Annotated in this window: 10 protein-coding genes; 4 read left to right on the top strand and 6 right to left on the bottom strand. The window is 35.0% G+C overall.

Going from position 1 to position 14786, the window contains the following annotated elements:
• Positions 1-37: 37 nt before the first annotated feature.
• On the bottom strand, positions 38-1534 hold the full coding sequence (locus JM81_RS04235) for a M28 family peptidase (RefSeq protein ID WP_144800817.1): 1497 nt from the start codon (positions 1532-1534) through the stop codon (positions 38-40).
• 402 nt (positions 1535-1936) lie between these two features.
• Between JM81_RS04235 and JM81_RS04230 the strand changes: the two genes are divergently transcribed.
• The 4 genes from JM81_RS04230 to JM81_RS04215 all read left to right on the top strand — a co-directional run bounded on the left by JM81_RS04230 (position 1937) and on the right by JM81_RS04215 (position 8264).
• Positions 1937-3133 (top strand): FIST signal transduction protein, encoded by a 1197-nt coding sequence (locus tag JM81_RS04230; protein WP_144800815.1) that lies wholly within the window; start codon positions 1937-1939, stop codon positions 3131-3133.
• 9 nt (positions 3134-3142) lie between these two features.
• Positions 3143-4468: an adenylate/guanylate cyclase domain-containing protein gene (locus JM81_RS04225; RefSeq protein WP_144800813.1), complete on the top strand. Its 1326-nt coding sequence runs from the start codon at positions 3143-3145 to the stop codon at positions 4466-4468.
• A 98-nt stretch (positions 4469-4566) separates the two neighbouring features.
• A complete protein-coding gene (locus JM81_RS04220; RefSeq protein ID WP_144800811.1) occupies positions 4567-6786 on the top strand; it encodes a hypothetical protein in 2220 nt (739 codons plus the stop codon).
• Positions 6783-8264: a hypothetical protein gene (locus tag JM81_RS04215; RefSeq protein WP_144800809.1), complete on the top strand. Its 1482-nt coding sequence runs from the start codon at positions 6783-6785 to the stop codon at positions 8262-8264. Before JM81_RS04220 ends, JM81_RS04215 begins: the two co-directional genes overlap by 4 nt.
• A 105-nt stretch (positions 8265-8369) precedes the next feature.
• Here the strand turns inward: JM81_RS04215 and JM81_RS04210 are convergent, their stop codons facing one another.
• From JM81_RS04210 to JM81_RS04190, 5 genes are all read right to left on the bottom strand, one after another.
• A complete protein-coding gene (locus JM81_RS04210) occupies positions 8370-8963 on the bottom strand; it encodes a Pycsar system effector family protein (RefSeq protein WP_222430287.1) in 594 nt (197 codons plus the stop codon).
• A 21-nt stretch (positions 8964-8984) separates the two neighbouring features.
• The gene (locus tag JM81_RS04205; RefSeq protein ID WP_144800807.1) at positions 8985-9593 is read right to left on the bottom strand and encodes an HD domain-containing protein; all 609 of its coding nucleotides are present in this window, start codon (positions 9591-9593) and stop codon (positions 8985-8987) included.
• 101 nt (positions 9594-9694) lie between these two features.
• On the bottom strand, positions 9695-10735 hold the full coding sequence (locus JM81_RS04200; RefSeq protein ID WP_144800805.1) for an adenylate/guanylate cyclase domain-containing protein: 1041 nt from the start codon (positions 10733-10735) through the stop codon (positions 9695-9697).
• Positions 10736-10739: 4 nt separating this feature from the next.
• Complete coding sequence (locus tag JM81_RS04195; RefSeq protein ID WP_047245016.1) at positions 10740-11114, bottom strand: response regulator; 375 nt, start codon at positions 11112-11114, stop codon at positions 10740-10742.
• Between the two features lie 18 nt (positions 11115-11132).
• Positions 11133-14783 (bottom strand): ATP-binding protein, encoded by a 3651-nt coding sequence (locus JM81_RS04190; protein ID WP_144800804.1) that lies wholly within the window; start codon positions 14781-14783, stop codon positions 11133-11135.
• Positions 14784-14786 lie beyond the last annotated feature (3 nt).

Below are 14786 nucleotides of genomic sequence, written 5' to 3'. Positions count from 1 at the left end.
ATTTCTGGGCGTCAAATTGATTTATTTTAGAGTGCGTTCAATTTTTAATAGGAGCTTCAGGAACTTTACTATATAGTACATTTGCTGCAGCTTCATACTTATCTCCTTTTATCCAATAAGGCCTTTCCGGGTCATTGGCAATAGAACGACCGGAAAGTATATATCCTTTATAAAATTTTACCAAGTAATCATAGTCTAAACTATTGGCCTCATCAGCAGCCTGATGATAGTATTTGTTTATTTCATCATCAAAGGCATCAAAACCTGTAGAGTATGTAGGAGAAGGGATACCGACTCTGGCAAAGCTTACATTATCGCTGCGGTCAAAGAGCCCTTCTTCCGGGGCTACCTCATCAATATCCAAAGCTTTTAACCCAAAGGTCTTAGCACCTTTAATCATTTTGTTTTTAGCAGTGGTACGGTTTAGACCGGCAATCGTAGCTAAGCTTGTATTATTGTAACCGCCGCCGTCTGTATTGAAGCAGTAAATCATTTGATGTAATGGTATAACCGGGTTTTCTACGTAATACCTACTACCTAAAAGCCCTAATTCTTCACCTGTAAATAAGATAAATAGAGCTGAGCGTTTGGTAGGATACTTGGATAAATTTTCTGCCATTGATAAAACTGCTGTGGTTCCAATAGCGTTGTCTCTGGCGCCATTGTAAATACTATCACCTTGTGCATCGGGTGTGCCAATACCAATATGATCATAATGGGCAGAATAGATAATATACTCCTCCTTTAGCTTTGTGTCCGTTCCTTCCAATACTCCAATTACGTTTTGCGTTTTTAGTATTTCATTTTGGATTCCCGCACTCTTAATTTTTATTTGTATGGATTCGTTACCAAGTTTTTCTAAGTTTTCAGGAGAAGTCTGTACCCATAAAAAAAGCGGTAAAGGTTCTTTTTCACTTTCTGTTAGACTTGTACGCTCCTCAAAAGCATGTTTAAAACGTGGCCATAAAGCAGTATCAAAAGAACCAACTTCAATTAAACCCCTTGCACCATTCTGAATTGCTAGTTCCCGTTTAGGTGCTCTACTACGCAGGGCAGGTCTCAATTCATTATTTTCTGGAGTACCAGCCTTTACAATAATTATTTTACCTTTTACATCTTTGCCTTTATAATCTTCTTCAAGACCATAATTAAGATAGATGGCATCCTCTTCACTATCAATGGCATCTATATCAAAAGCAACCACTTCAGGATAGTTTTGTCCACCAAATGAAAGTTCTATGTCTTCGGACAAAAAGTAATGGTGCAAATCTACATTTTGATAGTACGTTCCATTTTTGGGGTTTGGCTTAACACCATATCCTCTTAAAGTGTTGGCTAAGTATGATGCGGCTATTTTCAATTCTGGAGAACCGGTAGCGCGTCCTTTTAATGCATCATCTGCCAAAAAGTAAATATGGCCCTCAATTTCGTTTCTATTAACGGTCTGCTCGGCTATTTCTGAATCTGTCTGTGCAGCGACAAAGGTAGATATGGAAAGTCCTAGAATAGTAAATATTATTTTTATGGATTTCATACTTTTTATTTTTTAAATGGTTATACTGTCGTTTGCCTATTTACAGTTTCTAGCTCCGACCAAAAGGCTTTTGGCCAATTACTGTTAATCCAATGATATAAAACTATAGTTTGTATTTGGATGTTCTTTGTTAAAATTAATACTAGAAACCATAGCTTTTAAATGAAATATACGCCAATTATTAGCGTATTGAATAATTCGCAATAAATTTTAAAAATTTTAGAAGTACTACATAATTAGTAAAAATAATTTAGAATATTGAATGATTTAGGCTTGAAATTTTGAATTTATGAAATTGAATTATGTTGAAATCCATAATAATGATTTTCAACTATATTTTTCATATATTTACGTGAGTGCCAGCCGTTTCCCCTTAAGGTTGTCTAAACCAAAAATTAAAAGATGGAAACAAAAATAGGTATTGGTTTTAGCAACCAGACAGTATCTGAACGTGCTGGAATTGAAGCTGCGAACCTAGCTCTCCAAAATGGAAATATAAAAAGACCTGATTTTGCTCTTATTTTTAGTGGAGGCAAACATGATCCCCACGAGTTTTTAAAAGGTGTAAACCAAGTTTTACCTGATGTTGCAAAGGCAGGCGGTTCTTCCTTCGGTATTATTACAGATGATTTTATTGGTTATGATGGTTTTGAAGTAGGTGTAACCGTATTCAGCTCTGACAACATTCGGTTTCAAACATTTGCCGCTGGATATCTTAAGGAAGATGAGTACGCAGTAGGGGATAAACTTGGTAAAAAAATTAAAGGAGCCATTAGTGACGACTCCCAAGGTTTATTTGTGTTCTATGATTCCAGTAAGCAGCAAAATCCTCCAATGCTAAATTTTGCAACACCCCTTTTTGCTGCTTTAGAAAAATACTTACCCTCAGGGCTTGCAGTAGCTGGAGGTGGTTTTTTGGCGGATATGATGCTGAGTTCTTGTTACCAGTATATAGATAATAACGTGTACACCCAAAATGCTATTGGAATTTTAATGTCTGGTAATTTTACTATGGACGTTGCAATATTGCACGGTTGCCAACCTTGTAGTGATTATATTACGGTTACAAAAACGAACGGACCAGTATTGTTAGAAATTGACAACCAACCAGCATTAGAAGTCATAGATGGATTACTTGGTGGTAATCACGGTATAAATGTCAAGGACTTTGCCATGAACGTAACCCTTGGTGTAAATAGAGGTGATAAATTCAGCGCGTTTAAAGAAAGTGAATACGCCAATAGACTTACCCTGGCAGTTGATGAAGAAAATAAGGCTTTAATAATGTTTGAACCAGACCTTAAAGAGGGAACCGAGGTTCAATTAATGAGACGTAATTTGGATTCTAACTACGTAACAGATGTTATTAATGTGTTGAAAGAAAAAAATCCAAATCCTTCGTTTGCTTTTTATATTAACTGTGGGGGTAGGGCAAAACCCTTCTCTGGCGTTGGATTCGAAGATGCGGAAGAAGTACGTAACAATTTAAACGGAATTCCATTGGCTGGATTTTATTCAGGTGTGGAAGTTGCCAAAGTAGGTGAGCATTTACAAGCCCTTGATTGGACAGGTGTTTTATGTGTATTTTCAGAGTTATAATTTAAATAAATGAGTTCAACAACACATACAGAGTCAGCGCAGAAAGAAATTGATTACTATAAAGAAAGACTTAAAAAACTGACAAGTTCTTATATGTCTTTGGAGTATAGAAATGCTGCATTGGCAAAAGATGTATTGGAAATGAGTGAGGGTCTCAAGGTAATTTCTTCCTTACAGTATAAAAAAGATTCTGGCCTAAAGTTAGAAGAACTTTTAGATTTTCTTACGGAAAATATCAATGTTCGTTTAAAAATGGATGTAACGCTGTTACTTATCCCAGAAAATGAAATGAACCAATCTTTTAAGCCTAAGTTTATAAAGGCATTTAACAGCTATAATAAAGAAGCAATTTTAAAAAAAAGTGTTTCTTTCAATACTGATTTTGTAGAAAGTAAATCCTATATCATTAGTGATGACAATGAAAATTACAAAGATTTTATATCAAAAATTAGGCAAGTATTAGAAATAGACCATTTTATTTTATCCCCTATAATTAATACGGAAGAAATAATTGGTTACATATTTACTGGAAGAAGATCTCAATTATTACAGACCGGCACAGGATTGGTATCATATCACCACAATATTTTGGAAGCAATTAGTAGTGTAATTTCAGCTTTAAGAAGTCAAATAGATCGTAATAAAATTCTAGAAAAAAAAGTAGCAAAAAGAACGGCAGAATTGCGGAAAGAAAAGGAAGTAAGCGAAAAACTTTTGTTGAATATACTTCCTTATGAAACTACGCTTGAGCTTAAGAAAAATGGGTTTGCAAAAGCTAAGGATTACAGTGTAGTAACTGTACTTTTTACCGACTTTGTCAATTTTACCTCGTTCAGTGAAGGCTTGGAATCACAAGAATTAGTAGCGGAAATCGATTTTTACTATAGTGCTTTTGATAACATCATCAGTAAGTATGAGATTGAAAAAATTAAAACGATCGGTGATAGCTATATGTGCGCCGCGGGGTTACCCGTTAAAAATTTTACACATGCTATAGATGCCATTAATACGGCACTGGATATACGTGATTTTGTAGAAAAAACGAAATTGGAACGAATAAAAGAGAACAAGCATTATTTTGATATTAGAATTGGCCTTAATAGTGGTCCGGTTATAGCAGGTATTGTAGGTATTAAGAAATTTGCCTATGACATATGGGGCGATACTGTTAATATAGCATCCCGGATGGAATCTAGTTGCGAACCTGGTAAAATAAATATAAGTAAATCTACATATGACTTGGTTTGGAAAGATTTTGATTGCACGCATAGGGGCGCCATAAATGTTAAAAACAAGGGAGTAATAGATATGTATTTCGTAGAGAGATTAAGCTGATTTATCGCTTATAACAGCTAGCTTACGCTAACAACGTTTTGGTTCTCGCCAGGGATAATGCCTTGATTATTTTATAAAAATAACTTTAGAACCATACCATGAGCCAATTTAATTTTCCACGTATCAATTTTCATGGCAGCGTATTGTTAGACGTTGCTACAGCAAATAATGGTCGCTTTCATCCTTTAAAAGTGTATGACCAAAACGCAGCTTTACCTTATTTTCCACCAAGAGTATATTTATTAAAAGACCAAGTTGCATATGTTAAACTAACTTGGCCGCAGTTCCCGGTAATTTCAGATGGAGAAGAATTCTATGTGGAAATTACCCCTATAAGCAATGCTGATATTTTTATAGAGTGGTCTAAATGTAATATTGGTACTTATGATAAAGACAAACAGTTTATGGAGTTTTACCTCTATGCTTTTTTATCTGATAACGGAATTACAAAAGACTCACCCAATTGGATACAACCCGGATATTGGAACTATTATGGTGATATGAGTGTTTATACGGAAGATGTGAGAATAACAGGTGTACAGTTACCTAATGGAAATGGTGTAAGTACATGGAGTCCAGGAAATACAGATGGTTGTCCTCCTATTTTATCTCAAATATTAGGAACATCTCTTTCCTTTCACACCGATTTTTTTGCAGAAGACCCTAGATCATCTGCTGTTTTTTGTGATGTGGATAGCGAGGGACAGACTTGTACCCAATTATTTTATGGAAAAGCGGGAATTTACGATGATTCTAACGGGCAGCAACGAACATTTTTCAATGGTAAACCATGTAAGTCTACTTTTAATTGGATGACATTGAGTAAGATGCTGAATTGGATGGATAAAAGTTTAATGCCAATGAGTGGTGCTACCTATTTTTATTCTACAATAGATTTAACAAATACGGATAGTACAAGTAACAATTACATTGACCCAGAACTTCAGGCATTGTTTAACCAATATGCCGGACAAAATGTTACTGCACTTTCTATGAAAATTTCAGTGCATGAAGTTTATGAAGTCCACAATCCAGATTACGGTAAAATGCCTACAACGCCAATGGGTAATAATCAAACTAATGTGCCTAAAAACCCGGCCAGAGTAGCTTTTTCAGGATCTATATGTCCTTATGTGGATGGTGATATGAAAACCAATACCATAGCTAGAATATTGAAGAATCCACCATCTGTGAATATTCCTATTGACAATACGGACAATAAAATTAAACCGCCAACGGTAAAAGAAGGCTTAAAATTCGTTCCAAACAAGTTAAAGGTACCTACCTCTGTTCAACTGCCACCGTCATTTCTTCATCATGACCAAATAAACAATATAATTTCTTTGGATATGATAAACAGCATACCGGAATATGGTATGGATTTAGGAGTTCCTTATCCCTATGGAGGCGATACCTCTATACCTCCATTTATGAAATTCGAAAATTATGATTTAGGAGTAATAAGTCTCTACTTCATGCAAAGAGGCAGTAGTATTCCTAGTTTGATAGGCAGTATAAGTCATAGTGAACATTATAATTATGAAAGGTTTATAAGTATTGGAGGGGTTTTTAATTTTCCTACTAAACCAGGAGTTGATTTTACCAATGGTACTTTCTATCTAAGTACGCCAACACAAAAAATAGCAGTGGAAGATGAATATCTTATATTGAGTGATCAACAAGGTTCTTATGCGGAACAAAATCAAAGTTCAAATGAAGGATATATGTCCGATGGTTTACCCAAGGGGCCTATATTTATTAGGGCTTTCAAAAATGGTATACCTATAAAAAAAGAGGATCCTTGTCAAGGTTGGGTACAAACCATCAATTTAGCTGAAGAATCTAAATCTCAAATGCCCATTTCAATTTATGACGGAATGCCATTTTCATATCCGGTAGATAAACCTGGGTGTTGCATGTATGGTTTTGCAGCTACCACATCTCAACTAATGCCTGGAGATTGGAGTAAATTCGAATATTTTCTTTCCAATGGTTATTTTATAACAACACGCGTGTTGGAATATAGTACAAAACTTCAAAATCTTTTAGCCCAATCCTCCATAACATTTGATGATATTTATGACAATGTATTGGTCAATTACCATACGGTATTACCTATTATGGCAGTAATCTTACCCTTTACTGAAGAAACATGGAGAGAGCCGTGGGTATTAAGAAGAATGCTCGCCTCCATAGCCGAAACCAGTTGGAACGGCCCTATGTATATGCCGGTAACTAGGGAACTTTCTGCACAGCAAAGACAATTACTGCAAAAGTGGGCATATCAAATTTTAGGGAATGAAAATCAAGAAGCATGATCAACACACAAAATTTATGGGGTAATATCTGTTTTATTATAGTGCTATTTACTTTAGGCTGTAAAGAAAACAAGACCAAACAAGTACAAATTAAAAATAATCTGCAATTGCATGTTGCCGCTCATTCAGAAAAGGCGAAAATAGATGATGAGGTGCCAGATGTGTTTCAAGTAAGTGTACGTGAGGCAGAGCTGAATTTTAAAATCCCGGCATTTCAGAGTGCAGCTGTTGCCAAATATGATGGTAAATGGTTGCTTATTGGGGGCAGAACTGTTGGTTTGCATAGTTTGGATAATGATCCGCCCGCTTTTAGGAAGGATAAAGCAAACGATTCTATTTGGGTAATAGATCTAGAAAGCCAACAAAGCATTGGTGTACCTGTACCAAAGGAATATGGCAGAAATCTATCGGCAACAAGTCAACAATATTATCAGGTTAATGAAAAATTGTACTTGGCAGGAGGTTTTACCGTAAAGGATACGTCAGCCGTAAATAATTGGACCTCTGATCTATTTTTTGAAATTGATCTTCCATCCTTAATTGATTATGTAACTAATAATGCCACAATACCGTTAGAACAAGTTTTTACCAAAGTTATTCAAAATCCTTATGTGCAGGTAACTGGGGGCGAAATGATGGTCGTTAACAATAATTTCTACATTATAGGTGGTCAAAATTATCAGCAGGCCTATGTTCCAGGTTATACTGGAGTTTATACGAATGCAATACGAAAATTTAGTTTGCTGAATAATAATGGAATTTGGCAATTGAGCGATACCTTAACACTAGAGGATAGTGAAAATCTACACAGAAGGGACTTTAACATGACGGAAACGGTTATGTACGGAAATGATTCCATAGGGGCGGTAATTTACGGTGGGGTATTTACAAATAATGAAATGGCCTACAGGCACCCCGTTTATATAAATGGTTTGGTATCGGGTATACCTACTATTGAAATTGACACCAGCTTTCATCAAAAAACAAACCTGTACACCGGTGCTAAGATACAAGCTGCACTTTTTTATAACGACAAGGGTTGGTTTTACAATCATACCACATTTTTAGGGGGTATATCCTATATGACGTTAAAGCCGGGTGCAGATAGTTTATCGGTACCCGAAATGGGTAACGAATTGCCTTTTTCCAATGTGATTTCTTCATTTTTAACAGATGGGGAATTTTATTCAATTGAAAAAGTACAATTACCACCTAATGAAATCTTACCTACCTATTTGGGTACTAATGCAACGTTTTTTGCAAAACCTGGGTTTGCATTAAAAGGACATCCAGAAATATTGGATTTAAATAAGATATTTAATAACATTGATTTTAATCAACCAGTTTCTATAGGTTATATGTATGGTGGTATATTGTCACCTGTTCCTAATACTTTTACAAGTAACGGGCATATGAGTACATCAACAAATAAAAAACTTTATGAAGTTTTTATGACCATGAAAATACCTGGGAGTTAATAAAGCACATGTTTAAAATAGACTAAACAGTTATCCAAAAATATTTTGGGAACATACATATCCTAACGTATTGGTTTTACCAATTTTGTATATTAATACACTATGTTAGTTAAATAAAAACTTAAGCATGGTAAAAATAATACTGGCACCAAGAAGGGCAAAGAGGCCAAATGCTAAAAAGCGTATTGCCAAGTTTACACATTTAAATTTATATGCGGAGATTTTGGAAATAATAAAAATTTGCTGACCCAATTGATCAAAAAGTTCTTCTTCTTTTAAACTGATATTATAAAAGGTTTGCGAAAACTCGTGTATAGTTCCAAATTTTGATATGATATCTCCAAAAAAGAAAATATTAGGGTCGTATTGGGCTTCTATTTTTGGTATAAAGCAGCGAACGCTAAAGTAAATTGAAATAATAGTGCATAGCATCCAAATGCCCAATAAGATTAATATGAGGATATTGCTCACTTCGTCCTGCAATACGGCAGTAATATTTTGATAAATGATATTCAGTAAAATACCATAAAAAGATAAAATTAAACCCGCTTTTATCTCAGATGCCTTTATTAAGCTAAAAACATAATTGATGCTGCCCCAATAATGATCTACAAGCTCTTCGGTATGTGCACTTTTTCCCTTAACCAATGTGCCTACCTTTTTTTTAGCATCTTTTTGTGTTTTGGTCTGTTTTTCCATTTTAGGGGTATAATAAATTAATTATTTCTGAGGCCTTATCTTACTTTTTATTTCTTGTAAGGTTAACATTTTTTTAGAGGACCTATTTTCTTTTGCAAAAGCAGTATGGTAATCATGATTTTCTAAGAAATCCACCTGTACTTGTAACCATTCTTCTTTTGTTTCTAAAACATTGTAATAAATAAATTCTTTAAATAATTCCTTGCTCAATTTATTATAATCTGTTCTTCCAAGATAATCTAAATCGGCATCTGCTAAAATTTCTTCATAAAAAGTGGTTGGTTTTTGAGGAACTTTAGTAGCTCTTATTAAACCATTAACCGTGGCAATTTGTCTTTCATTAAGTTCCTTTTTTAAAAAAGGTTCAATTTCTTTAATACCTAATTCTTCATGATCAACTGGTGAAATTAAATAACCTATATCATGACTTATTGCAGCTATACGAATTAAATCTGCGTTGTCTTTGTCAATTGCATAGTGAGAAATATATGTATTACAAACATTGGCTACATCTATAGTGTGTAATATGCTATGATAAGTTAGATGACAAGGCCATTTGTCTTTCATATAAGAAAGAATTTCTAAACTTAAATTGGGGTAAGATGCTTTATTATGTAAGTGTGTAACCATTGTATGGTAACGAAATTTGAAAAAAATAAAATTTATATTTTCAATTTACGATTTATAGAATAAAAATCATTTTGTTTTAAATACTATTCGGGTTAAACATGTTATTCTATTACATTATAAACAGTAAGAGGTTGCGCTTTGTTTTTCATGTTAATACTACCAAGGTTCTCACATTTAAAAGCTTCTTTTACTTGTTCATAGCAACTTTCGCAGATAATTATTTGATTTTCCTTAGCGGCATCTTGCAACCTGGCGGCCGTATTTACGGTGTCGCCAATTACGGTATAGTCAAGCCGTTTTAAAGTAGCGGAACCTATATTGCCCGATATCATTTCTCCACTTTTAATACCTATGGAAACTTTTGGTTGGTATGTTTCTTTTCCTTCCTCTTCGGGTAAGCTGTTCACTTGATTTCTAATGGCAAGAGCGGCATCAATGGCGCGATCTAAATGATATTCTCCCCTAAATACGGCCATTACTGCATCACCTATAAATTTATCTATTATGCCATTCTGTTCCATAATTTCTTTGACCATGGCATCAAAATAAGTGTTGAGCATGGTGACTACTACATCCGGACTTGTAGTTTCACTTATTTTTGTGAATCCACAGACATCTATGAACATGACCGTGCCTTCAATGCTTTCGTTTGCCATGATCTTTGACTCGTACTCCTGTCCCCCCATGAAATTAAGCACGTTTTCATCCACATACATTTTAAGGATATTATTTTCCTTAATTGCCTGTAGTGTCTTTCTTATTTCTTTGGCATGCTTCAGGGTTTTCTCCATGGTCAAAGTAAGGTCCTCAAAATTGATGGGCTTGGTAATGAAGTCAAAAGCACCACGGTTCATGGCCACACGAATATTTTCCATATCACCATAGGCGGAAACAATGACCGCTTTAATAAGCGGACTGGATTCATGCAGTTCTGAGAGTAGGGTAAGACCGTCCATCTCTGGCATGTTGATATCGCTCAAAACAATATCCACCCCTGGATGTTCAGCAAGTTTATCCAATGCATCCTTCCCGTTTACCGCAAAGACAAATTCATATTCGTTTTGCCGTATTTGCTTCCTAAATTTTTGTTTGATGAGTATCTCTAAGTCCGTCTCATCATCTACTACCATTATCTTTGCCATAGTCTTACGTTAAGGTTATCAGCTTGTCTTTAAGGAGTGAAAAATCTAAAGGTTTGGTTAGAAAGTCGTCCGCACCTAGATTTTTTGCCATTGTTCTATTTTCATCATCTCCATAGGCGGTAATCATCATAACCATAGGAGGCGGTTTTACATAATTTTTTTTGATGGTATCTAATAATTCCAATCCGCTCATACCCGGCATATTAATGTCAGATAATATAAGTACTGCTTCATGTTCCATTGCTTTCATTAAGTTTAAGGCTTCTTCGCCAGAAAAGGCAAATACAAACTCTAATTCTTCTTTTCGTATTTCTTTTCTAAAACGCTGTTGAAAAAGCACTTTAACATCTTGTTCGTCATCTACAACTAATATTTTCATAAGGTAGTTTTTAGTGGTTTATTTTATTGGTAATGCTATGGTGAAGGTGGTGCCTTCTCCCTGTTTGGTGTCAACAGTTAATTCACCGCCATGTACTTTTACAATATCATAGCTTAGTGATAGTCCTAATCCGGTTCCTTCCCCAGAAGGTTTGGTCGTGAAAAAAGGTTGAAATATTTTATCCAATACCTCTTTAGGCACTCCGTTACCATTGTCCGATACTTTTATGAATACCATAGTATCTTTCTTTTCCGTAGTTACCGAAACGGTAGGTTCGTAACCATTTGGGTTTTCTTCTTTTTTCTTTTTTACCACATAAAAAGCATTGGTAATAAGGTTTAGAATAACTCTACCCATATCTTGAGCTACGATATTCAATTTGCCGATTGAGTCATCAAAATTAGTATTCAACGTGGCATTGAAGCTTTTGTCTTTTGCCCGTAAACCATGATAGGCTAGGCGTAGGTATTCATCTGATAAAGTATTGATATTGGTCAATTCTTTTTGACCGGTACTACTACGGCTATGTTGTAGCATTCCTTTTACGATACCATCGGCACGTTTACCATGAAAGATAATTTTATCCTCATTGTCAGAAACATCTTTGGCCAGGGCTTTTACTTCATCATAATTACCATTCTCAATTTCTTCTACCATTTCTTCTAGAAGTTCTTTATTTACTTCAGAGAAATTATTGACGAAGTTTAACGGATTCTGAATTTCGTGGGCAATACCTGCGGTAAGTTCACCCAAACTTGCCATTTTTTCAGATTGGATAAGCTTTGATTGTGTGGATTTTAATTCGTCTATCTTTGTTTTTAGCTGAACCGTTCTGTGACTAACACGTTCTTCTAAGATTCTATTTTCTTTAGTTAATTTTCTGGCCCTAAAAACAATATATGCCCTTAAAATACTAGCTGCAATTAAACCGAAGAGCAAGTATGCCCACCAAGTTTGCCACCATGGGGGATTTATTTTGAAAGATAGGCTATCGGGATCGGACCAATTGCCAATGGAATTTCTAACGGCAACTTTAAAGGTGTAATTTCCTGGTTTTAAATTATAATAGTTCTTGGTCTTGGTTGCATTTGCAGCATAGCTCCAATCTTCATCTTCACCATCTAGAATAAAACGATAGTTTAATTTATCCCTGTTGAAAATATCATTACTACCATAACTAAAACTAATACTGTTCTGATCATAAGGTAGGATAAGGCCTTGAGGTAGGTTGTATGGACGTTTTACCGAATCCCATGTTATACTATTGGTACTGGCATAAGTTGAAGTTTGCACCTTTGTAGAATCTTTCTTAAGGTTGAACCCGAAACCCGGATTTTCATCCATGACGAACATGCTGTTAATTTGAACGGAGCTGATGGTACTGTCTTGATGAGGTTCTGAATTAAGAACAAGTAGCTTCCATTCACTGGAAGTACTCGTAACACCTGACCAAAACTGGCCATTTTTTAAAAATTTAGGTGAATTTTGTAAATAGTCGTTCGATTTAAAACCGAGTCCACCGTTAAAATTATAGAAGCCTTTATCTGTTGTTTTTGCACTGGCTTTTTCCACGGCAATTAGGCCATTACCACTAGCGGCGTACATCATGCCTCCTTTTTCGGTCAGATCATAAAAATCTGTAGGGTATAGTCCGTTTTCTTTCTTTATTGAGGTAAGCGTATTTTGCTCTAAGTTGAGTATGTTAATACCATTTGCGGTAGCTAACCATAGCTCTCCTTCGTTAGAAATTTTGGCTATGGATACATTGTTATTGCTAAGACCTTGTTCTTCTCTAAGGTAACTTACGGTGTTCGTTTTTAAATTTACCTTGGCTAATCCATTCGTAGTAGGGATCCAAAGAATTTCTTTATCATAAACCATTATGGATCCGCTTCCCGCTATTAAAATATCAGGGTCATTTTTGGAAACTACTTTTTTAAAGCTGTTGTTTTCAATATTATATACATACAGACCTTTATTCGCATATATTGCAAAGGTATGTTCATTTATAATTGCAATACCTGCTCCGAAAACTGCGGCAGAATTGGCGTATGAAGTTATTTTACTTTTTTTCCTATCAAGAATAGAAAAGCCATCTCTAGTATTTATAAAATAAATATTAGGTGTGATCTCTTTAATAAAACTAATTGTGTTAGGATTGCAATGTAATTGCTGAAAACTAAGAGCTTTTATAGATTTATTTTTCAAGTTGATAATATTGATTCCCGCAGCTGTTCCTAACCATATATCACCATTTGAGTCTTCTTCTATTTCCCAGATTTCCTCATTTATTAGACCTCTAGTGTCATCAAAATATTCCGTTTGTAAAGTGTAATTTGTGGTTATTAGCACTCCATTATCCGTAGTGGCAATCCATAACGAGCCATCCTTTCTTTTTAAGGGTCTAGGAATTTTTAGGGAGCCTTGTAGTGTGCTGTTTAATAGTATTGTTTTATATTTTTCCAGATTATTACTTAAAATATATGCCTCTTTAGCTCCCAAAATCCAGATATTACCTTTGTTATCTTCTACTATTTCGGTACCTATTATGTCATAGGCATTTTCGGCATCTAATAATTTTATAGTATTTTCTTTTAAGGAAAGCTGAAAAACCCTAGGATTAGCATTGTTATTGTTTGTAGAAGGATAAGGATAGTTTAACCAAATGTTACCCAATTGATCTTCTGTAATATCCCAAACAATAGAGTTTATTTCAATATCTGCAATTCTTGAAAGTGTTTTAAGTTCCTTTCTATCTTTGTCTAAAATCGCCAGATGATTCGTAAAACCTAACCAAAGGTTATTATTACTATCTTCAAAAAGCCTCCAGGGTTTGGAGCTATTTATATTTGTTATCTTTTGCATATTTCTTAACTCCGGATCTATTGTATAGAAGCCTTCATTAAGTGATGCTATATACATTGTACCGAGATGGTCGCAGAGTATGTCGAACGGGGTGAAATTTTCAGTTCTGGTAATGGTATATTCTATATTATTATCGAAATCTAATACATGGATTATGCGATCAGCAGGTCTAACCAACCAAAGTTTGCCTTGTTTGTCAAATTCCATTTTATAGACTGTATTGTAGTCATAGATAAATGCATTTTCACCGTCATAAAGTGTTAATGGTGATGCAGAGGAAGATGACGCTATCCAAATACCACCATCCTCCGTTTCTAAAAAGGAGGTAATATCATTAGAGAGCAATCCTTCATTTGATGAAAGTTGTAAAAGGTTTACGTTAGTACCGGCCATATTTCCAAGTGGTTTAATTTTGGTAATGGTCGGTTTTTTTATGGTAGATTTTGTGATAGTAAACGAAACGGTATCAAACTTCAAATCTTCTACTGGAAAATTGTCCCAATCCAAATCGTATTCCTTCATTGGGGACTTCAGCGGTTTAAACGTGTTTAGTTCAAAAGGTTTGTTGGGCAAGGCATCTACATCTAAATCATAAGCAACAGGGGTTGTAACGGTATCGTTGGTTATGGTTTCCCATTCAAAAGGTTCTGGTTCCGTAAATTGTAAAGGAATGGTTTCTGGAACCTTATAATCACCTACAGTAGTTTCCGTTTCGGACTTGCTTTGTTTATGGCAAGAAACCAAAAACAGGCAGCAGAAAAAGCCGATTATAAGTACAAGTTTACTTTGTTGTGTATTTTTCATACT

Source organism: Maribacter sp. MAR_2009_72 (genome assembly GCF_007827235.1).
Lineage (GTDB): Bacteria > Bacteroidota > Bacteroidia > Flavobacteriales > Flavobacteriaceae > Maribacter > Maribacter sedimenticola.
Note: the sequence above shows the minus strand (reverse complement) of the source record. Positions and strands in the feature narration are given on the sequence as shown.

What these genes read in the sequence shown, in the direction of transcription:
- JM81_RS04235 (WP_144800817.1), bottom strand. Translation starts at nt 1,534, where the DNA reads ATGAAATCCATAAAAATAATATTTACTATTCTAGGACTTTCCATATCT.
- JM81_RS04195 (WP_047245016.1), bottom strand. Translation starts at nt 11,114, where the DNA reads ATGAAAATATTAGTTGTAGATGACGAACAAGATGTTAAAGTGCTTTTT.
- JM81_RS04225 (WP_144800813.1), top strand. Translation starts at nt 3,143, where the DNA reads ATGAGTTCAACAACACATACAGAGTCAGCGCAGAAAGAAATTGATTAC.
- JM81_RS04220 (WP_144800811.1), top strand. Translation starts at nt 4,567, where the DNA reads ATGAGCCAATTTAATTTTCCACGTATCAATTTTCATGGCAGCGTATTG.
- JM81_RS04205 (WP_144800807.1), bottom strand. Translation starts at nt 9,593, where the DNA reads ATGGTTACACACTTACATAATAAAGCATCTTACCCCAATTTAAGTTTA.
- JM81_RS04210 (WP_222430287.1), bottom strand. Translation starts at nt 8,963, where the DNA reads ATGGAAAAACAGACCAAAACACAAAAAGATGCTAAAAAAAAGGTAGGC.
- JM81_RS04215 (WP_144800809.1), top strand. Translation starts at nt 6,783, where the DNA reads ATGATCAACACACAAAATTTATGGGGTAATATCTGTTTTATTATAGTG.
- JM81_RS04190 (WP_144800804.1), bottom strand. Translation starts at nt 14,783, where the DNA reads ATGAAAAATACACAACAAAGTAAACTTGTACTTATAATCGGCTTTTTC.
- JM81_RS04200 (WP_144800805.1), bottom strand. Translation starts at nt 10,735, where the DNA reads ATGGCAAAGATAATGGTAGTAGATGATGAGACGGACTTAGAGATACTC.
- JM81_RS04230 (WP_144800815.1), top strand. Translation starts at nt 1,937, where the DNA reads ATGGAAACAAAAATAGGTATTGGTTTTAGCAACCAGACAGTATCTGAA.